General features: G+C 46.1%; 20 protein-coding genes and 1 tRNA gene. 14 read left to right on the forward strand and 7 right to left on the reverse strand.

What is annotated here, in order from left to right:
* Positions 1 to 593 precede the first annotated feature (593 nt).
* The 10 genes from QUA23_RS03025 to QUA23_RS03070 all read left to right on the forward strand — a co-directional run bounded on the left by QUA23_RS03025 (position 594) and on the right by QUA23_RS03070 (position 8,707).
* Positions 594 to 1,262, forward strand: a complete 669-nt coding sequence (locus QUA23_RS03025; protein ID WP_015178535.1) for a DUF3318 domain-containing protein — start codon at positions 594 to 596, stop codon at positions 1,260 to 1,262.
* Positions 1,263 to 1,658: 396 nt separating this feature from the next.
* Positions 1,659 to 2,660, forward strand: a complete 1,002-nt coding sequence (locus QUA23_RS03030; protein ID WP_333073113.1) for a sugar transferase — start codon at positions 1,659 to 1,661, stop codon at positions 2,658 to 2,660.
* Positions 2,661 to 3,207: 547 nt separating this feature from the next.
* Positions 3,208 to 3,645: an ATP-binding protein gene (locus QUA23_RS03035; protein WP_333073115.1), complete on the forward strand. Its 438-nt coding sequence runs from the start codon at positions 3,208 to 3,210 to the stop codon at positions 3,643 to 3,645.
* Between the two features lie 161 nt (positions 3,646 to 3,806).
* On the forward strand, positions 3,807 to 5,075 hold the full coding sequence (locus QUA23_RS03040; protein WP_333073117.1) for a WcaI family glycosyltransferase: 1,269 nt from the start codon (positions 3,807 to 3,809) through the stop codon (positions 5,073 to 5,075).
* Between the two features lie 339 nt (positions 5,076 to 5,414).
* Positions 5,415 to 5,642: a hypothetical protein gene (locus QUA23_RS03045; RefSeq protein ID WP_333073118.1), complete on the forward strand. Its 228-nt coding sequence runs from the start codon at positions 5,415 to 5,417 to the stop codon at positions 5,640 to 5,642.
* 32 nt (positions 5,643 to 5,674) lie between these two features.
* Entirely contained in the window at positions 5,675 to 6,310 is a 636-nt protein-coding gene (gene yqeK / locus QUA23_RS03050) for a bis(5'-nucleosyl)-tetraphosphatase (symmetrical) YqeK (protein ID WP_333073120.1), read from the forward strand.
* Between the two features lie 138 nt (positions 6,311 to 6,448).
* The gene (gene rsfS, locus QUA23_RS03055; RefSeq protein ID WP_333073121.1) at positions 6,449 to 6,868 is read left to right on the forward strand and encodes a ribosome silencing factor; all 420 of its coding nucleotides are present in this window, start codon (positions 6,449 to 6,451) and stop codon (positions 6,866 to 6,868) included.
* Between the two features lie 2 nt (positions 6,869 to 6,870).
* Entirely contained in the window at positions 6,871 to 7,380 is a 510-nt protein-coding gene (locus QUA23_RS03060) for a CGLD27 family protein (RefSeq protein ID WP_333065555.1), read from the forward strand.
* A gap of 180 nt (positions 7,381 to 7,560) precedes the next feature.
* A complete protein-coding gene (locus QUA23_RS03065) occupies positions 7,561 to 8,514 on the forward strand; it encodes an asparaginase (protein ID WP_333065553.1) in 954 nt (317 codons plus the stop codon).
* Between the two features lie 116 nt (positions 8,515 to 8,630).
* Positions 8,631 to 8,707, forward strand: a tRNA-Met gene (locus QUA23_RS03070).
* Between the two features lie 408 nt (positions 8,708 to 9,115).
* On the opposite strand, the gene QUA23_RS03075 is transcribed toward QUA23_RS03070, so the two are convergent.
* The 4 genes from QUA23_RS03075 to QUA23_RS03090 form a co-directional block, all read right to left on the reverse strand.
* Complete coding sequence (locus QUA23_RS03075) at positions 9,116 to 9,304, reverse strand: DUF2949 domain-containing protein (RefSeq protein WP_015178546.1); 189 nt, start codon at positions 9,302 to 9,304, stop codon at positions 9,116 to 9,118.
* 86 nt (positions 9,305 to 9,390) lie between these two features.
* On the reverse strand, positions 9,391 to 9,525 hold the full coding sequence (locus QUA23_RS03080) for a hypothetical protein (RefSeq protein ID WP_333073122.1): 135 nt from the start codon (positions 9,523 to 9,525) through the stop codon (positions 9,391 to 9,393).
* A 9-nt stretch (positions 9,526 to 9,534) separates the two neighbouring features.
* On the reverse strand, positions 9,535 to 9,918 hold the full coding sequence (locus tag QUA23_RS03085; protein WP_333073123.1) for a hypothetical protein: 384 nt from the start codon (positions 9,916 to 9,918) through the stop codon (positions 9,535 to 9,537).
* Between the two features lie 443 nt (positions 9,919 to 10,361).
* Positions 10,362 to 10,556, reverse strand: a complete 195-nt coding sequence (locus QUA23_RS03090; protein ID WP_333073124.1) for a hypothetical protein — start codon at positions 10,554 to 10,556, stop codon at positions 10,362 to 10,364.
* Positions 10,557 to 10,607: 51 nt separating this feature from the next.
* Here QUA23_RS03090 and QUA23_RS03095 point away from each other — a divergent pair, with 51 nt between their 5' ends.
* Positions 10,608 to 13,517, forward strand: a complete 2,910-nt coding sequence (locus tag QUA23_RS03095) for a PAS domain S-box protein (protein ID WP_333073125.1) — start codon at positions 10,608 to 10,610, stop codon at positions 13,515 to 13,517.
* A 123-nt stretch (positions 13,518 to 13,640) separates the two neighbouring features.
* Here the strand turns inward: QUA23_RS03095 and QUA23_RS03100 are convergent, their stop codons facing one another.
* Positions 13,641 to 14,231, reverse strand: a complete 591-nt coding sequence (locus tag QUA23_RS03100) for a rhomboid family intramembrane serine protease (protein ID WP_333073126.1) — start codon at positions 14,229 to 14,231, stop codon at positions 13,641 to 13,643.
* Positions 14,232 to 14,702: 471 nt separating this feature from the next.
* Between QUA23_RS03100 and QUA23_RS03105 the strand changes: the two genes are divergently transcribed.
* Positions 14,703 to 15,080 carry a Mo-dependent nitrogenase C-terminal domain-containing protein gene (locus QUA23_RS03105; protein ID WP_333041720.1) on the forward strand — a complete coding sequence of 126 codons (378 nt, stop codon included), beginning with the start codon at positions 14,703 to 14,705 and terminating at the stop codon, positions 15,078 to 15,080.
* A 719-nt stretch (positions 15,081 to 15,799) separates the two neighbouring features.
* Positions 15,800 to 16,636 (forward strand): SGNH/GDSL hydrolase family protein, encoded by an 837-nt coding sequence (locus tag QUA23_RS03110; RefSeq protein WP_333073128.1) that lies wholly within the window; start codon positions 15,800 to 15,802, stop codon positions 16,634 to 16,636.
* Between the two features lie 158 nt (positions 16,637 to 16,794).
* Here the strand turns inward: QUA23_RS03110 and QUA23_RS03115 are convergent, their stop codons facing one another.
* Positions 16,795 to 17,253, reverse strand: a complete 459-nt coding sequence (locus tag QUA23_RS03115; protein WP_333073129.1) for a hypothetical protein — start codon at positions 17,251 to 17,253, stop codon at positions 16,795 to 16,797.
* An 890-nt stretch (positions 17,254 to 18,143) separates the two neighbouring features.
* Between QUA23_RS03115 and QUA23_RS03125 the strand changes: the two genes are divergently transcribed.
* The gene (locus QUA23_RS03125; RefSeq protein WP_333073130.1) at positions 18,144 to 18,794 is read left to right on the forward strand and encodes a hypothetical protein; all 651 of its coding nucleotides are present in this window, start codon (positions 18,144 to 18,146) and stop codon (positions 18,792 to 18,794) included.
* A 59-nt stretch (positions 18,795 to 18,853) separates the two neighbouring features.
* Here the strand turns inward: QUA23_RS03125 and bchB are convergent, their stop codons facing one another.
* Positions 18,854 to 20,380 carry a ferredoxin:protochlorophyllide reductase (ATP-dependent) subunit B gene (gene bchB, locus QUA23_RS03130; RefSeq protein ID WP_190659189.1) on the reverse strand — a complete coding sequence of 509 codons (1,527 nt, stop codon included), beginning with the start codon at positions 20,378 to 20,380 and terminating at the stop codon, positions 18,854 to 18,856.
* Positions 20,381 to 20,422: the final 42 nt, after the last annotated feature.

The raw sequence follows: 20,422 nt of genomic DNA on the forward strand, positions 1-20,422 counted from the left end.
AATTTAGTTATAATAAAAAAATAAAAAAATTAGAAGTTTTAACAAGTTTTATTACCCAAACTCACAGAAAAGACTTAGCCGGGAATCACGGAATTAAATTTAAAACATCACGGCTAAACAGCTCTCCGCAACGCCTCTACTTCCTATCTCAACCCGAAGCCAAAATATATCAGAATTAGAAAAATATTTGAGGTAGAATTATGATGTAATATTTAAATCCTAGTCAAGTTCCTATCTAATATTCAAAGCTGTTAATTAATTTGGCATAAAGCTAAGGTATAAAAATAGATAAAACAGCGATAATTTATTACACAAAATGCTACTTTTGCCGAGAAATATTATTAAAGCAGAAGCCAGAAATAGCAGTATGATAACTGGTACTGTATCCCTTAGATGAGTGTAAGTCTGTCGCTCAAATACTCCAAAGGAAATGATCGAGCAGGCAGTTGCGATCGCCCCCTGAGACTAAAATCAAGTAAAATTGCCAGTATTAGTCGATCGACCCCCGTTACTCGACTAGATTTTGATTAAAGGTTTGCTATACTCCAGAAATAGACACATATTAACCTTTGGAAAATCAATAGGCCGGAGCTATGACATCCTATGCAACCTCTACAGCAAGAGCCGAGATGAGTGAGATCCGGCGCTTGAAAAACATACTGCCCCCAGAACTCCAAAGTTGGGTAACAGTAGAAAAAACAATAGAAGTTAATCCTACCCTGATCCGCAGCGAAGAAATAGGCAAAGACCAGGTAGAAATCCAAATAGACCTGATCCGCTGGGAACAGCTAGCAATGGATCAGCGCAACCTCCTATTTTGGCACGAAGTCGCCAGAATCCAAAACGACACCATCCCCAGAGACGGTTGGGAAATGGCAGCCCTCGCCATTGGTTTAGGCGGCGCCGTCGGCGAACTTTGGGTGCAAGACGGCTTGCTGCTTTTACTAGCCCTATCCCTTTGCGGCGTCTCCGGCTGGAGACTTTACCAAAAAAATAACGGAGAGAAAAGTTTAAAAGAAGCAGTAGACGCCGATGAAAAAGCCCTGGCCCTGGCCACCCGCTTCGGCTACACTCTCCCAAACGCCTACAAAAGCCTCGGCAGCGCCTTAAAAACCTTAATCGAGCAAACCTCCAAAAAACAGCAGCGGGCTAAATACGAAGCTCGTCTCCAGGCCCTCAAACGCAACGCAGCCAAAGCCAAAGCCAAAGTCAAACCCATCACCCGCGAAACTTCCCAGTCAGAAAACGTCTACAATTCTTAACCTCATCCCCCGACGCTGGTTACGGGGGTTTTCCAGTTAACCGTTAACTGTTGACTTGTGGGTTAGCTGTTAACTGTTAACTGCGATGGCTATCTGGTGCAAGACAGGCACCAAAATAATTAACGACAAGATTAATCTGCCTGAATCCACAAAAATCTTGATTCCGATGTCAAAGTTTGACCGCGACTGCGCTCAAAAATCTTTGGGCAAAAACTGGCACTGGTAGACTTAAGTCTATTTTTGCCTTTGATATCATTCTCGGCGGGCGAGTTTGCAGGCGTTTTTGTAAAGTTTGTATAAAGCTACCCTTTTGTTAACCATAATATTTGGTAAAGGTGGAGCTGCTAGGACAGAATAGGCTAAAGACATCAGCTTGAAATTTGAAACCAGGACTTCATGGTCAGTCAAACCCCAGAGGCAGATTTTCGGGTAACGTACTCAGACGAGATTCCCTCAGTTCACATACCCGTGCGCTTGAGCGTACTTGAAGCTGTAAACTTCAAGACAACCTGCCAGCAACTTTTTTCGGAAAGCACCACCGTTCCCAGCAAGATTGTCCTAGACTTCAGTCAGACGACATTCATCGACAGTAGCGGGATCGGTGCTTTAGTCAGCAATCTGAAATTTGCCAAACAGCGTGGTAGCGACTTGGTGCTCCGAAGCCTCAAGCCGCAGGTGATGGCAGTATTTGCTCTCACCAGCCTAGATCAAGTGCTGACGATCGAGCAGCCCTCTGCAACCTCAACTCCCACAGAGACCAACGCCTCGGACAATCAGCTACCGATGACCCACCCCTCAGTGCAATCGTGGGTGAAGCGGCTGATAGACATTGTTGGGGCAATAGTCGGTTTGATGATTACAGGAATTTTGCTCGTACCCATAGCTGCAGCAATCACTATCAACGATCCAGGCCCGATATTTTTCGGTCAAACCCGCTGTGGCTGGATGGGCAGACAATTTCGGATTTGGAAATTTCGATCGATGTGTACCAACGCCGAAGCCATGAAAGCCCAAATCAAAAACCAGGCTTCTGGCGCATTTTTCAAAAATGACAACGACCCGCGGATTACCAAAGTCGGGCGCATCTTACGCAAAACCAGCCTCGACGAACTGCCGCAGTTTTGGAACGTGCTCAAAGGCGAAATGAGTCTAGTCGGCACTAGACCGCCTACCCCAGACGAAGTTGAGCGTTACGAAGTCCCTCAGTGGCAGCGTTTGGATGTCAAACCCGGGATGACAGGGGAATGGCAAGTCAACGGTCGCTCTCAAGTCCGCGATTTTGAAGATGTCATCCGTTTAGATTTAAAATACCAACAAAACTGGAGCCTTGTGTATGACCTCAAACTAATTGTCAAAACTGTAACAGTCCTGTTTAACAAAAATAGTGGCGCTGTGTAGGAACCCTCAACAACCCACCGCTGAACTTTGAGGTGCTGTTGCCGACGGGGGACGGGAACTCGAACTCGATACTTAGTCAAGCAGACGATCGCTAGCGATACCTACGCTAGCATTAAGTGTTAAAATTCACACGCCCAGAAAATGCACAGCTAGTTGCCAGCTCTGCAATCAGAGCATTAATAATTAGCAATTGGCGAGTTCGAGGTCATACTCGAATGATCCCAGCATGATTTTCGAGGACGAGAAGAACTCACCTGTGTTTAGAAAAGTACCGACTGCTAACACGATCGAAGCTTAAATCACTTCCTCGCAAGCTGACTCGGAAATTTTCCCTATTTAAACGCCCTACCGAGGCGGGTTACAGTATCGGAAGTCTCTCATTTGCTGTGCGAGTAAATGGTGCGAAAGGAATGCTCACCTTGAGGCAAAACGGGCTTCTTCAACTCAAGCTTGACTTAACTAATATGTTGCCAAGACCTTGCCCTCCTTTTTCTCTTCCTCCGCCGCTGAGTACAGCGGTGGTGGGGGCCGACCAGGGGGAAGAAAGATGAAAGACAAGCAACCAAAGGCCGAGTGGCACCTGCAGGTTGAAACAGACCTGAATGCTTTAACATCCGTTTTGGAATGGTTGGAGAATATCGTTTTGCCCATGATACCAGCGGATTTCTGGTGGCAGTGCCGGCTGATAATCAACGAAGGCTTTACAAACGCTGTCCGCCACGCTCACCAGAACTTGCCCCCCGCGACGCCCATAGACATTGAGGTAAAAGTGTTTGCCGATTACTTAGAAATTAGGATTTGGGACAGGGGTCAACCGTTCAACCTCGAAGCAAAGCTGCATTCGATCATGCAAGAGCAGCGCGATCCTTTGGACAGAGAAGGAGAAAGGGGACTGGTTTTCATGTACAAGCTCACAGACGATCTTCGCTATATCCGTACCGAAGATCGCCGCAACTGCCTGGTAATGCGAAAAAACATTAGCTGAGGGCGCGATACCCGCCCGGTAAGGGCGGCTTCTTTCCCAAAGAGTGGAAGATCCCCTCGCCCCCTATTGTCCTACCCGGCACCCAACCACATCCTCTGCAATTCTGCGGGTGCAGGCTCGATGCACGCGGCTGGAGGACAATTTGCTTCAAAATAAATATTATGCGTATTCTAATTTATTCCTATAACTATTATCCAGAGCCGATCGGCATTGCCCCCCTGATGACAGAACTAGCGCAAGGCCTAGTCAAGCGCGGCCACCAAGTCCGAGTTGTCACAGGAATGCCCAACTATCCGCAGCGCCGGATTTATCCGCAATATGAGGGCAAATTGTACCTCACCGAAGAACACAACGGCGTCACAATTCAGCGCAGCTATCTGCGTGTCAACGGCCCCCACCCCAGCCTCCTAGACCGACTTGTGCTAGACGGCAGTTTTGTCGTCTCCAGCGCCGTCCAAGCCTTCAGAGGCTGGCGTCCCGACGTGATTTTCTCTACAATGCCCCCTTTACCGATTTGCGTCCCAGTCGCCTTTTACGGCTGGATTCGCGCTTGCCCGATCGTCCTCAACGTTCAGGATATCGTCTCAGAAGCAGCCGTGCGCGTCGGCTTGGTCAAAAAAAACGGACTGCTAGTTCGCATTGCTGACGCTTTGGAAAAATTGGCATACAGCACAGCCAGCCAAGTCAGCGTCATCGACAGCGGTTTTATCAAAAAATTGCACTCTCAGGGAGTACCACCGGAAAAAATAGTTTGCGTGCCCAATTGGGTTGATGTCAATTTCATTCGCCCCTTACCCAAGGAAACTAACTCATTTCGAGAAACTCACAAACTCAAGGGAAAATTTGTCGTTCTTTATGCAGGCAATATTGCCCTCACTCAAGGCTTGCAAACAGTTGTCCAAGCAGCGGCTCGTTTGAAACACCTAACCGAAATCGCTTTTGTAATTGTGGGGGAATCAACAGCCTTGGCGCGCTTGCAACAAGATTGCGAAACTTATAAAGCTAATAATGTAATGCTGCTACCCTTTGAACCGCGAGAAAAATTGCCCGACTTGTTAGCTGCTGCTGATGTTAGTTTAGTCGTACAAAAGCGCCGCGTTACTAACTTCAATATGCCTTCAAAAATTCAAGTAATTCTTGCCAGCGGTCGGGCAATTTTGGCTTCGGTTCCCGAAACTGGTACGGCTCAGAAAGCAGTGCAGCAAAGCGGTGGCGGGGTGGTTGTAGCGCCGGAAGATCCGCAGGCTTTGGCCGAGGCTGTTGAGGATTTGTACTTGCACCCTGCTAAGGTCGATGCCTTGGGGGAGCAAGGCAGAAATTATGCTGTGGAGAATTACGGATTTGAGGAAGCTTTGAATCATTATGAAGCTTTGTTTGCGGCGGTGGCAGCGAGTCATTCTGAGAAAATATTTGCGCCCCTGCCAAAATAAGATAAGCGCTTGAAACCGTGCCTACTTAGAGTGCCAAAAGATGTTCCTAGCAGTACAGAAACAACGTTCGTTAACATAAATACAAAAAAAATGAAAGACTGATGGTTGAGCGATTGAATTCCACAATATACAAGAACCGGAACTGTCCTCGCAGCCATGCAGAAAGCCCTGACTACCGCGATTAAAAGTAAAATACAGATTACTGAAAAAGACTTTTGACTTCCCGTTACAACCATTTTGATTAAATTTTTTAGAAAAAAAGTTTTCTGTTGAATTAACAAAATAATCATAAAAAATCCCAGAGAAAATAGCAGCGGCTCAACGACAAAATAACCTTTGATGGCACTGACTAAAAATAGAAAAAATGAGATAATTACCAAAAATAGCAAGTTTATTAGACTAATTGTTCAGGTAGGAACTGTTTTGAATATTCCAGGAGTTACCAGAAAAGATAACGTATCTACCAAACAGCCGATCGCCCCCTTCGCCCCCTTCGCCCCTCCCCATCCCAGAAGTCACCACACCCCTGCGTGCCCGACACCGCAGCCGATCAAAACAAAACGCTAAAATAGTAGCTCATACAATTTTGGAGTTAATATTTGACACTTGCACCCGCGCGCGAAAACGTTCTAGCTTGGCTGTCAGACAAAGTTCCTGCTGCCCGCATCAAACATATTCTGGGAGTCGAACAGACAGCAGGTGACTTGGCTCGCCATTACGGCCTCGACGAAGCAAAAGCCCGATCGGCCGGTTTGTTGCACGATTTGGCAAAATACTTCAAACCTCACCTGCTGCTACAAATGGCCCAGAAGGAAGGTTTAGAGTTAGACTCAGTGTTGGAAGCACACCCGCATTTGCTGCACGCAGACGCGAGCGCGATCGTCGCCAGAGACGAATTCGGGGTAGTCGATCGAGAAATTTTGGACGCAATCGCCAATCACACCCTCGGCAGACCAAACATGAGTCAGCTCAGTTGTACCGTATTTGTAGCAGATACCATAGAGCCGAGCCGCGGCAACACAGCCCAACTAGAAGCACTGCGCGAGGCAAGCTTGCAAAATCTTTATGCAGCCGTGTGGCAAACTAGCGATTATTCTCTTAAATATTTGCTAGAAACTCGCTGCTACATCCACCCCCGCACCGTACTTACCCGCAATTGGGCGCTGCAAATGGCTCGCGAATCGCCGGAAACAGGAAATTCGACAGAAAAGTCGATCGAACAAATCACAAGTTAAAAGTAAAATTTATCAGAAATCCTGTCCTTACTTTTAGCTTCAACCTAACTCCTATTTCCCGTCTCAAACTGCCAACAACCGAAAGCCAATAGCGCACCCATTTCCCCTTACCCGATCACTTAGGAAATTAAACACTTAATGTCAGATCTAACTCAACTCGAATACTCCAGGGCTCAGTCTACAGCAACGGGCGGCACCTCCTCAGACGAAGCCCGTGGTCTGATCATGACCGTTGCCCAAGCAGCCGATGACCGCAAAGCAGTAGATATTGTATTGCTCCGGGTGGCAGAAGTCTGCTATTTGGCAGACTACTTTGCGATCATCACCGGATTTTCCAACGTGCAGGTACGAGCCATCTCCCAAGCAATAGCAGACCAAGTGGAAGAAGAGTGGCAACGCTTGCCACTGCGTACACAAGGCCTATCAGACGCTAGTTGGGTAGTCATGGACTACGGCGACGCAATCATTCACATCTTGAAGCCTCAAGAGCGGGAGTTCTACAATTTAGAAGCGTTCTGGGGACACGCCGAACGCATTGACTTTTCCCCCGCGCCGTGAGGATGGCTAATGTGAAAAACGTTTCTGCTTCTATTTGTCCCGTTCCGCAAGAACAGCGACCCATCAATGAATACCAAGAACTTAAAGAATCCTGGTTTTTTAGCTGGGTAACACTCAATTGGCCAGGATACCTGGCAAAACTAGCTTGGGTGTGGGCTTGGAGTTGCTTGGTATCGGGGCCGATAGCTGCTTCTAGCTTTGCTCCTGTCAAGTATCCAGCTCAGTTTGTCCTCAGCAGTGCCGCAGGTGCCGGTTTTATTCTAGGATTAGCTTTGCTGCGGCTCTACTTGGGTTGGTTCTACGTGCGATCGCGCCTTTCAAATCCCACGGTCGTCTACGAAGAGTCTGGTTGGTACGATTGTCAATCTTGGCCTAAAACTCCCGAAGTTTTGCTTCAAGATCAGTTGATTGTCAACTACCAACTAGAACCAATTCTCAGGCGTCTGCGGCAGACATTTTATGGTTTGACAGTATTGCTGGTTGCCGGGGGACTAACTTGGAGTTGTTTGTAATTGTGAATGGAAGGGAGTTTTGAGTTTTGAGATTGCCGCGCACAGCCAACAACACGCACGGAGTGCATGAGTGAGAAACGATCGCAGAAAGATTAACTTTATAACTCTTAACTGGCAGCTCGCAACTCCTAACTTCCTGAACCCCAATCTAAAATCTAAAATCTAAAATCTAAAATTGATATGACAAGGGGAAAACGAACCCAAGCTCCCGAACTGGAAGTCACATTGCTGCGCGAAGGTATTGTGGAATCGAGGCACCGCGCCCAGGCCGCTGTCTGCGACAACCGCGGGCGCGTTCTGTCTGTTGCTGGTAACTCGGAAACGGCCTCATTTGTCCGTTCTTCACTCAAGCCTTTTCAAGCTTTGGCGGTGACGGCGACTGGCACTTTAGAACGCTACGAATTGACCGATCGAGATTTAGCGATTATTTGCAGTTCCCATCAAGGTACGATCGAGCAATCGCGACAGGTATTTAACGTCCTGTGGCGCTGCGACATTGACCCATCTAAACTTCAATGCCCCATTCCTGAAGGCAAAAAGAGCGCCCTGCAATACAACTGTTCCGGCAAACACGCCGGTATGCTGGCTGTCTGCCAGCAACTGCACTGGCCTCTGGACACTTATTTGCGCCGCAAACATCCTGTCCAGCAGCTTATTTTGGGCAAAGTGGCTGACTTGCTGGCCATGCCTGCCGAAGAGTTTATCAGCGCTCGCGACGACTGCGGCGCTCCTACCTATCTGTTGCAGTTGGGGCAAATGGCGTCTTTGTACGCTCAGTTAGCCTCCGGTAACAATGTGGATATGGAGCGGATTGTCCGCGCTATGACTCACCACCCGATGATGGTTGCTGGTGAGGGCAAATTTGACACGGAACTGATGCGCTTGACTCAAGGGGAATTGGTGAGCAAATCCGGCGCCGAAGGGGTGCAGTGCATTGGCCGCGTTGGCGAAGGCATGGGCTTGGCAATTAAGGTGACGGATGGGGGAAAGCGGGCTCAATTTGCTGTGGCGATTCACTTGCTCAAGCAGTTGGGGTGGATTACTCCGACGATCGCCGAAACTCTTTCGGAAACTTACCTCACTCTCAGCGAGTTCAAGCGCTTGGAGGTAATCGGGGAAGTTTCGATGCTTTAGGGCGATCGAGACTCTGAGCCGATTTAAGCAACCCCTCCCATAATCTAAAAAGTTTTTTTGATTTAGGGGTTGCAATTTTCAGAAAGATATGTTTATATTAAAGAGAGACAAAGCGACGCGGGATAGAGCAGCCTGGTAGCTCGTCGGGCTCATAACCCGAAGGTCAGTGGTTCAAATCCACTTCCCGCCACCAAATTAAACAAGACAAGCCCCGGCAGCCTAAAAGTTGCTGGGGTTTGTTTTATACCGTCTGTTGGATGCCGTCGGCGATCGCATCTTCGACGATTGATAGCGTTTCCGGTTGCACGAGCGACATGATATAGAGGAGACGCCACTGCCGTCTCGAAATCTGTGGGCAATATTAATTCCGATGCTGCCACATTTGATATGAAAGCAGTTTATTTTAGGCGGCAAAAAAAATGAGGACACAGCAGTGCTGTGTCCCTACTGTATATTTGTATTTTTCTAATTGGGACAAAATAAGACCCACCCTCAACCTAAACACTCAACCCTATACTTTTCGACAACCGTTTGTGCAAGCTTTATTTGTCAAAAAATTGCAATCCGATATCCATATTTTTTAACTCAGGATGTTAAATTGCTAAGTCGGCTGAGCTTCCAGCCAATCAAAAATCAGATTTAATTGTTCCAGTGTTACTAACCCGTACTGCCACAGAACCATCGGCAGTTCGCTGGCATCTTGTTCACCGTGTCGGAGAGCAACGGCGATCGCCGAATTCGATATCGCCAACTCTCCCCGCAAATAATCGATAAGTTGAGCCTTTCTCATCACCTTCACCGCCAGTTTTATGCGCTATTGTAAAGATATGTAGCTAATCGGTCTGTATCGGAAGTTTAATTGGTCTAATTGTAGGTTCACAATAGAGAACCTTGTGTGAGGGAAACCGCACAAAACTTGTGATAAAACTCTGATAAAAAAGCGATCGCAGTCACAATAACTCCGAGAGTCAAAAATTGGGTTCCGCGATCGCTTGCTTTAAATGAATTCATTTAAAATTGCTAAAGTCCTAGCTGAAGCTGAACTCCCGCTTCTGTACCGCTGTCGGTTTGTTTTGGAGGTAAAGGATTTCCTTGACGCTGGGCGTCCGAAGGAGTAGTAATAAATTCCAATGGGCCATCGATTTTGAGGCGAAATGTGTCGCCCAAGCTGCTTTCCCTTCTAGCAGAATTAGCTGCCGTTTCTGGTTCACCAATCAAGTTTTGGTAGTCAGAGTCTAAGGTTCTGTCCTCCACAGCCCTCAATGAATCCCCAGATAAAGTCGTTTCCGAATATTGGGGCGCTGGTTGCAGTCTTTGTTGGGCGAGAACCGCCGGGGTCAAACCGATAAAAATTGAGCTCAGTCCGAGAGCAGTGCCAAGAGTAGCAATAACTGCGTTCATCATCCATGCCTCCGCTAGTTGCATCCTACTATGCGCTTATTGTACCGAGTCGGCATTAAGTTGCACTCTATCCAAAGTAGCTGCTTGGGGAGATATAAATTGCAGTTGCTGTGAAAACTTATAATTTTCGCTCGCGCTATCGGAAAAATAGAACTAACCCAGCAACCCGGTTGAAACCCCAGAATACGTCATTTCAGGAATGAGTCAACCAAAAACTCGATTTGTTTGATTAGGGCACCTCAGAAGTGGAAAAAGAGTTAGTGGTGGATGGAAGGGTGGCTATTCACCAATTGGTTTTTTCACGACAATAGTTAGTTACAGCCCGCCAAAATGCTAAAAAAACCCGGTTTCAGAAATCGGTTAAAAAAAAGAATGCAACAGCAGGCAACTTCTAAACCCTTACAGAATCAGTTTTTCCCAATTATTCAATTCTTTAATCTCAAAATCTATAATAGTATGAGCGTGTAGACTGCATGGAGGATTGATACTGCATTCATCTCGATCGCCAATGTTCCCAAAGGTCGCGATCGCGCTAAGATGGCGGTGGCAGTCGTTAAAAATTCAGTTGCCAGCGGCAGATTCCGAGTTATTAACAGCACTGTGCCTACTAAAACCATCTCAACTTCAAAACCTGCGCTCATCAAGTTGTACTTGACAGGAATGTTGTGGGTTCATAATAGTTCTGCTTTACCATGCCAATCAAATATCTGACCGACCCGATTTTAAAAATGTCGGGCAAAGTGCCAATTCGCATCGTCCTTGTTGTGCCTTTTGCCCTCCAGACTTTCGCTGCGGTAGGGTTGACGGGGTGGCTGTCGCTGCGGAACGGGCGCATAGCCGTCAACCATGTTGCCGCACAACTGCGGACAGAAGTCACATCGCGTATCCAGCAACATATTAATAGTTATATTGAAACGCCACACCAAATCAATCAGCTAAATCTCGATGCCATCCGTCTCGGCATTGTGAACGAGCGGGATAGTGATAGTTTGCAACGCTACTTCTACAAACAAATAAAAATTTTTGATAAAATTAGCTACATTCAATTCGCATCCGAAGCAAAAGATTTTATTGGAGTTGAACGCCTCGACGACGGCAAGTTGCAAGTTCAGATTTCTAATCAATCTACTGGCTATAATTTGCATAGCTACGGGCTGTCCCAGTTCGAGAAACAAACCAAGCTATTAAAAACAACTCTCAACTACGACCCCCGCGTCCGACCTTGGTACATAGCTCCGGTGCGGGCCGGCAAACCGACTTGGAGTAAAATCTATAATTATTTTGACGCTCCCAAACTAGCGATTACGGCTGCTCAACCAGTTTATGGCGAGGATGGTAAACTGATTGGCATCCTGGGTTCTGACTTGGCACTTTCCAAGCTCAATCAATTCTTGGAAACTCTAAAAATTGGCAAATCAGGACAGACTTTTATTGTAGAAAGGTCTGGGCAATTGGTGGCAAATTCTACTCAGGAACCGCCATTTATTGTTAGCAATGGTGTTGCGAAACGGATTGTGGCCACGAGCAGCAAGAATGTTCTAATTCGATCGACCGCCCGCTATTTGACAGAGCGCTTCGGAGATTTGCACAAAATTGACAGCTCTCGCCAGTTAGATTTTACGATCGACGGTCAACGGCAATTTCTACAGGTGACGCCGCTTTTAGACAGCAGGGGCCTCGACTGGTTGATTGTGGTGACGGTTCCTGAAGCCGATTTTATGGAAAGGATTAATGCCAACACTCGGTATACTGTGGTGATGTGTCTGGGTGCTTTGGTGCTGGCAACGGCGATTGGCGCTCTGACTTCTAGGTGGATTGTTGTACCGATTCGGCGTCTGAGCAAGGCTGCGGAGGCTTTGTCGCGGGGAGAATGGGACGGGATGGCGGTAGATCCCCGCTTGATGGCGTCTGTAGATCGGGAGGATGAGGTGGGTGTCTTGGCTCGCTCTTTTAATAGGATGGCCGGTCAATTGGAAGAGTCGTTTACTACTCTCGAAGAGCGGGTAGAATCTGCGATCGCCGACAAAAATGAATTAATTCTTTCTCTGAAAAAATCGCAGCAAAAACTGGCTCTCCATCTTCACCAAACTCCTTTGGGAGCGATTGAATGGGATCTCAACTTTGAAGTAGCGGAATGGAATTTGTCAGCCGAAAGAATTTTTGGATACAGCCGCTTGGAAGCAATGGGACGCCACGGAGTCGATCTAATAGTTCCTGAAAGTGCTAAGGACTATGTTAGGCGACTATCTATAACTTTGCTCACTAATCAAGGAGGAATTAGTAGCATTAACGAGAACATCCGAAAGGATGGCAAAATTATTCTTTGCGAGTGGTACAATACGACTTTGGTTGATGCTGACGGCACGATCATCGGGGTGGCATCGCTGATTCAGGATGTGACTGAATTTCACAGTGCTGTGGAGAAGTTGCGGGCCAGCGAGGAGCGGTTTCGTCAGTTGGCAGAAAATATTCATGAGGTATTTTGGATTAGAGAACCCAATCAAAAGCAGCTACTTTATGTGAGTCCTGCTTGCGAAAAAATATGGAATTTGAGCTGTCAGAGTTTGCAGTCAGAACCGGAGGCTTTTTGGGATGCTATTCACCCGGAGGATCTCGATCGCGTCAAGGCTGCTTTTGAGAAACAGGTGCGGGGCGATTATGACGAAGAGTATCGGGTAGTGCGATCCCCTACGGGGGCTACGCCAACGGAAGGTTCAGTTTGCTGGGTGCGCGATCGGGCTTTTCCAGTCCGCAGCCAAACCGGAGAAATTTACCGCATCGTCGGTATTGCCGAAGATATTACCCAGCGCAAATTAGCAGAAGAATTCCAAAAAGTCGCTCAAACCGCTCAAGCTGCAAACCAAGCCAAAAGCGCCTTTTTAGCTAATATGAGCCATGAATTGCGAACTCCTCTCAACGCGATTATTGGTTACAGCGATATCCTCAAAGAAGACGCCGAGGATTTAGGCTGCGAAGATTTTATCCCCGACTTGCAAAAAATTCAAACAGCGGGCAAACACTTGCTATCTTTAATTAGCGACATTCTAGATATTTCTAAGATTGAAGCGGGTCGGATGGAACTTTACTTAGAAACTTTCAATCCGGTTAATTTAATTGACGAGGTAGTTTCTACTGTCAAACCCTTGGTAGATAAAAATTCTAATAAGTTTGAAGTTGATTGTGGTAGCGACTTGGGAATGATGTATGCTGACATTACCAAAACTCGTCAAATATTGCTCAACCTGCTGAGCAATGCAGCCAAATTTACGGAAGGTGGCACTATTACCCTCTGCATTGAAAGAGTTAAACATGACAGCTTAACAACTCAAGAAATAGCAGAACCTTCCGACTCAATAATTTTTCGCGTAGCTGATACGGGTATTGGGATTCCCCCCGAACAATTGCAGCATTTATTTCAAGCTTTTATGCAGGGCGACGCCTCAACTACGCGCAAGTATGGTGGCACCGGTTTGGGATTGACTATTAGCCGTCACTTTTGCGTGATGATGGGTGGCGATATGCACGTTGAAAGCGAGTTAGGTTGCGGTTCGGTTTTTACTGTGTACTTGCCTGCCCGCGTTGAATTATTGGTCAGCAGTTAGTCTTGCTATCCGGGACGCACTTTTTACACAATAAAGCAGGTTTACGGACAAAAAACCTACGCTTTCAAATAAGTTCGGGGCAATAAACTAAGGTGATGATAGGATACACCACAAGTCCTAATCCTAGCTAATTTCCCGTTTCCGCCGCCCTAAAAGTTGAGCTGTTAATACCCCGCCGACAAAGCCAAAGAAATGCGCTTGCCAGGAAACTCCCGGCTGCGAGGGCAAAACCCCCCAAATTAAACTGCCGTAGAAGAAACCGACAATTAAAGATACCAAAATAGATGTAAAACTGCGTTCAAAATAGCCCCGCAGCAGTAAGAAGCCGAAGTAACCAAAGATTAATCCGCTGGCACCAATGTGAACGGAATAGGGCGCGCCAGTCAGCCAAACTCCGAATCCGCTGACTAGCACAGTGACGGCACTCACGATAAAAAAGTCGCTAATTTCTCGCAGCATGATCAACCAACCCAATGTCACTAAAGGGAGGGTATTGGCGGCTAAGTGAGCAAAACTGCCGTGTAGAAAAGGCATCAACAGGATGCCTTGAAGTCCGTCGAGGCTGCGGGGGCGGACTCCGTAGGCATTCAGCCTGCCTCGGAATACGAATACATCGACAATTTCGATAATCCAGAGGAGGGAGACGAAGCCACCGAGAATGGCGGCGTGGCTTTGCAATTCGCGGGTGATAGCTTTGGTTTCTGGGTTACTCATGGGTTGTGAGGGCGGTGATACCGATTATTTCTCATTGTAGAAGTTTCTGAGCGATCGCGAGCAAAGATTGTTGGGGCGAGGTTTCAGGGTTTTTTGCAGCAGAGCTTATTTAGAAATATGATAAGTTTTATTAAAAGTTCCGCATTTTCACGTATAGGATAATTCGCCTGGATGCCTCACAATAGTAATTGAACTACAAAAGGAGAGTCAACCGAAGGTTGAAGCTAAAACGTAGAAGACAGAATTTTTACCCTATCAATCAATTGTTGGGCTTGAAATGAGGACAGTTTTTAGAGCGCACACCGCCTTTAAAAAAAAATCAGGAACTACTTTTCTCGCCCTAAGTCATTAATTTAAGAAGTTCAATCCGGTAAAGCAAAACGAGATGCTGTAGATACTGATTGTAGATAAAATCGCACAAGCTCTACAGAGAGTTCTTGGCACCTCGTTATAAAAGAGGAACAGAGCAAAATGAACGTATTTGAGCATACAGTTTCCTACCGAACTCTGCCAAATTGGGTAGGGTTTGGCAAACAAGAAACCGCCGTTAATGTCGCTACAAATTCTCAACCTTACGGTCAAAAGCCACACTTTGACCCCTTGCATCCGCTAAAAGAATGGCTTGATAACACTGCAATTAAAAGTCAAAAATTGGCTCGGTTGCTGTGTAAGTTTATTCCCAGCCAGTGTCCGTTTGAGCGAGAAGTCAAAATTGGCGATCGCACTTTATTATCCATTCCGCCGCTGTGCAAGTTAAATCCGCTTTACGAGCAAATCGTTGGGCTGCGCTTTCGTGCTTTGTGTTATTTGGCTGACGAGTGTGGCGAAGATGTAACTCCTTATTGTTAATTCTGCAAAAACTTAAAATTTTCACTGTCTTTTCACCCTCCCTTCTCCTTGTTGGGGAGGGTTTTTGTTTTGTGTCGGCTTTCCAGGAACAAAAGTGCGGTCAATTTCTCGATCGCCCAGTAAATCAGTTTTGAATCAATTCTTTTTTTTCGTGATTGATAGTTATCTCAAGGGTGGTTGTTTGGGAGACTTTTGTCAGGAGGAGCCCGGTTAGGTCAAACAACTATCAAGAGAGGATAATAGGTAGAGCGTCAACAGAAGCGTGAACTGCATTCGTAGGAGGAGTGGCTATGACCCCTGAACAAAAGGAGCGTTTTAAAGCTTGTGCTAGCTTAAAACCGGGATGCTGCTGGTTCGCCTCTTGCCTAACTTTATTGGGTAATCTCCCAAAAGATGTACGGTTTTATCCCCTCTAGAGCGCTATGAGCTAGATACCATGAGAAAAGTGTCAAGGACATCACCAATCTATGTCGGTTGAGCAGTGGAGTGAGGCAACCCACAATTAAAGTTCAGTTTTACTCCCTACATTTTTCCCAAAATTGATAGATTAGTAATTGGGGCAAATATTTAAGCTTTTTCAAGAATATAACTAACACAAAATGTCAAAATCACGAACTCGGTAATTATCGATCGCAAATTATCAAATATTTTACGTCTATAACTAATATCAAGTGTTAAAAATCAAGTTTTTCGCAGTAATTATTGCGCTTTTATCTTTTATGGCTGCACTCATGCTATCAGCTCAAAGTTCTCAGGCTGTCAATGAACTATATGTATTTGGGGACAGTCTTTCGGATATGGGAATGGTGTTTCGAGCAAGCGGGGGTCAATATCCGCCTCGTTCGACTTACTTTCAAGGGCGTTACTCGAATGGTAAGGTTTGGGTAGAATATCTTGCCGATCGCCTGAAGTTGCAGCCTGAACGAGTCACTAATTTGGCTTATGGAGGTGCAACAACGGGGAGCGAACGCAATAGCCTTGTCCCTGGTTTGTTAACTCAAGTTCAGTCATGGACTAACTCCCAAAAACAGGCAAATCCTCATGCGCTGTATGTACTGTGGGCGGGGGCAAATGACTATTTGCAGGGGGGAAATAATGCGAATATTCCCGTTGAAAATGTGGCGAGGGCGATCGCATCTCTTGCTGGTGTGGGTGCCAAAAATATCCTGCTAGCAAATTTACCCGATTTGGGGCAGTTACCGGCGACGCGAACAGGCACTAATTCTGCAAGGCTCACTGCATTAACACAAGCACACAATCAGGGTTTGAGGCGAACCGTTAAGGTATTAAGTCAACAGCATTCTGACTTAAAGATTGCGACTCTGGATGCTCATGCGCTTTATCGGGAAGCCATTGCTTCTCCGGCTAAATATGGCTTGACTAATGTGACGAGTGCGTGTTTATCGGGTGGAGGTGTTTGTGGTAGCCCCGATCGATTTTTGTTTTGGGACGGAATTCATCCGACGACGGCTGCACACAGGATTTTGGGGGAAGCGGCGTCGGCTGTTGTGCAGGAAAGCGGGATCATTAAATCGGAATTGGGGATGCTTCGGTAAACTATTTTAAGGCTTTCCCGGCGAGCGCCACAAGAGCGGGATGCTCCCAGATTAAATTAAACAAAATTTCGTCTGCCTCAGCAGAAAAGCCAGATATTTTGTTAGATACCCGGCTTTTTCAAGAAGTCTGGGCTTGAAAGAGCGATCGCATTTAAATACTAAAGGGAGCGAATCACTCGTTGTTCGAGAATGCGTTTGCCTTTGTTATAAATACTAAGGCTGGCTCCTGTAACAATGTAATCGTAGGTGCCATTTTTTGCCACGTAACCAGTTCCCTCTTCAGTACGAGCACGCAGGGCGATCGTGCTGCCGTTACTCTTTTTAACGCCATAGTAATATAGTTGATTGGCGTGGTTGTAGCACAGATAAATCCGAAAGTTGCTGGTCTCGAAATAGTTTTCCACTTTCTGTCTTTTGCGAGCACAAAAATCCCTCACCAGTTTTTGGGGGGTGGATACATTAGCTATTTGTATGGTTTCAATCGGAGACTGAGTGCGAGACGCTGTTGGTGCAGTGCTTGTGTTCGATTGTCCTAGAGCAAAGGTTGCCGCTGGATTGCTGGCAAATAGCATTAAACCGAGTAAGCTGGTTTGTGTGAGTCTTGCTGTGAAGTTCATAAGTCATTCCTTTAAAATATGTTGATGCGTCTAATCTAGGTAAGTTGGATTGATTAGGGCGATCGAACAGTACAGTTTTCACAATTGGCCTCAAGGAGGAAATCCTTCCATGGAATTTCCGTTTCCCCTGAGATCGGGCACTATTCTCAATAAGTTTTTAGGGGCAGGCTAGAAGCCCGCCCCACAAGAGGATTGGATGTATAGTAGAAAGCTCGTTACTGAAAATGATATTTTTCTGTGAGTTTCCCTGCAACTGACTAGCCGACGGACAATTAAAAAACTGGCACTTTGGATTGCTGAGAAGACTTATGTACTAACAGGCGATCGCGAGGACAAAGCAGAGAATTATTTTAAATAGTGTGCGCCAACTGCGGGCGCTGATGCTAGTTTTCATCAATTTCGATAAGTGCGATCGGGTAGTCCTGCATAGTCAGGACTACCCTATATAAACAGATTTAATAATACCATCAGACCAAGAATATCTCTAGGGAAAAAAACTCTTTCATTCTCTAAAACACTCTCCAATCACATGGGCAGCTTTTTGGTATTTTATTCATGAGTATAACACCAGTTTATCTATGAAATAAAACCCCTAATTATACTGCCTATGCAGGACTACCCAAAATGGTTAGTTTAAATCTGCCAGGGAGAGGGATTTACGATGGTTAACTGCTGAAGCTGCACTGAAAGCAGGTGTGGATGTGTTGTTGACTCTTCACTCTAATGATTTTACTCGACTGGCAGAGGATGTCAGGCAGTTAGTGCAAGTGCCGGGTTAAGCCGATCGCCCTTGGTTTGAAAAGGGCGATCTCTTCTCTACAGGTGGTGCTGCATAAATTTGGGAATTGATGCTACAATTTAAATAACAAACCCTTCGTCAAAATTATTGAATGAATCACTTAGAAATATTACAACTTTTTAACGAAAAAGCCGAAACTTTAAACCAGTATAAAAGGTTTATGGCATCACTTCCTGGAAGAAAAATTGAATTTAAACAAAGCCCTGAAACATTGGGAAAAAGTCAAGTTACAGTTGAAGGACCCGATTATGAATCGATTGCTGCTTGTGTTTTAACAATAAGATTTTTTATTCAAGACAACGAAGCTGTATCCTTTCGTAATATGAAAGCTGTTTACGATGAGTTAGCCACATCTCAAGAAAACAAGAATGACTTTAACCAAATTAGAGATAAGTTAAACAACTATCTTGATAGTGACTCACCTTTTGTAAGGCCAGCTACAAACGCTAACCCAGAATGGATACTTGCTAGTGACCTGAATGAAACGTTTACAGAACTATTCAATGTTGCTATTGATTCTGGTAATAAATTAACTAAGAGGGAAATATTAGAGTGGTTTCTATATGGTGAATACGCCCACGCTAATAAAGACAAAAAAGAAAAGTTAAAGCAGCTTTTATCAAGTTCTGTAAGTGCTGCTTTTGCAAACTACATATTTACGGGAATCTTAATTCAAATTATGAGATGTATTTTTGCTGTTGCAGAAATTAACCAAGATGTGATTAGTGAAATGGAAGGATGAGTTTTTTTAGCTAGCAATTAGTGTAAGTAAGGTGGGCAAATGCCCACCCTACCAATAAACTACGCGCCGACAGATTCCTTCGCTGCGTACAGCACCTCAACGGTAATCTTATCAATCCCCCGATCGCGCGCGAACTTCTCAGTATTCCGCTTCACCTTACCCCGCACAAAACCAGGGATTTTATTCAATTCTGCCTGTCCATCCTTCGTCCAACCCATATCAGAATCAGCCGAAATTCCCTTGGTAATCACTTCCTTAGTATCGTGGCCGCCGAAGATTTCCAGCAAGTGGTCTTCCATTCCCAAAGTGAAGGAATTGTAGACCAAATCTACGCACTGATTCGTACCTTCATAACCCAAAAATGGCTTGTAGCCGATCGGGAAATTTTGAACGTGAATCGGTGCAGCAATTACGCCGCAGGGAATATCCAACCGCTTACCGACGTGGCGTTCCATTTGCGTGCCGAAAATCGCCGAAGGTTCCGCTTTGGCGATCGCATCTCCGATCGCCCCGTGATCGTCCGTCACCAGCACTTCATCGCAATACTCGCTAACCTGTTCCCGGAACCAGTCAGCGTCGTGTTTGCAGTATGTTCCAGCCCACACAACGTGGATTCCCATCTCGCGAGCCAAAATCTTCGTCATCGCCGCAGCGTGCGTATTATCGCCAAATACGACGGCTTTTTTGCCGGTTAAGTTTTGGCAGTCGATCGATCGCGAAAACCAAGCAGCCTGCGACACAAATCGAGTTTGTTGGTCAATAAAATTTTCGTAATCAACATCCGCACCTTGAGCATTCAAAACTTGCTGAATCTTGCGGATACAGCGCGCCGTTTCCACCACACCCATCGGCGTAATATCCACCATTGGCGTGCCGAATTCTTTTTGCAAATACTCCCCGGCCATCATCCCTAATTCCCGATAAGGAACCAAGTTAAACCAAGCGCGGGGCAGTCTTTTTAAGTTATGAACCGAAGCACCTTCGGGAATAACTTCGTTGACTTCAATGCCCAAATCTGCCATCAAACGCTTCAACTCGGTGCAGTCGTGCTGGTTGTGGAAACCCAGGGTAGACATACCGATAATGTTGACAGATGGTTTTTCGCTTTTGGCTTCTACTAAATCGCCTTTTTTGCGGGCTTTGTTTATGTAAAATTGGACGATTTGATCCAAAGTGCGATCGGCAGCTTGCAGTTCGTTTACCCGATAATGGTTAACATCCGCCAGCAATACGTCGCCTTTGGCATCCAATTGAGCTCGCTCGACGAAGTTTTCCAAGTCTTCTTGCAGAATGCTGGAGGTGCAAGTCGGGGTGAGCACGATTAAATCTGGGTGCTCTTCTCTGTCTTTGCGGGTGATGTTGTCCACCACCCGTTCCTGCGAACCCCGCGCCAGTACGTGTCTGTCAACGACGCTGGTAGTTACCGGGGTGAAATCCCGTTCCCTCTCCAGCATGGAACGCATGACGTTGAAATAGTCGTCTCCTATGGGTGCGTGCATGATCGCATGGACGTTTTTGAAGGAAGTGGCCACGCGCAAAGTGCCGATGTGGGCTGGGCCTGCGTACATCCAATAAGCCAATTTCATAGGTATTTTTCCTGGTGCTGGTTGAGAATTGCCCGATCGGGC

Origin of the sequence: Microcoleus sp. Pol1C5, assembly GCF_036701115.1 — a bacterium.
In the GTDB taxonomy this organism is placed as follows: Bacteria; Cyanobacteriota; Cyanobacteriia; order Cyanobacteriales; family Microcoleaceae; genus Microcoleus.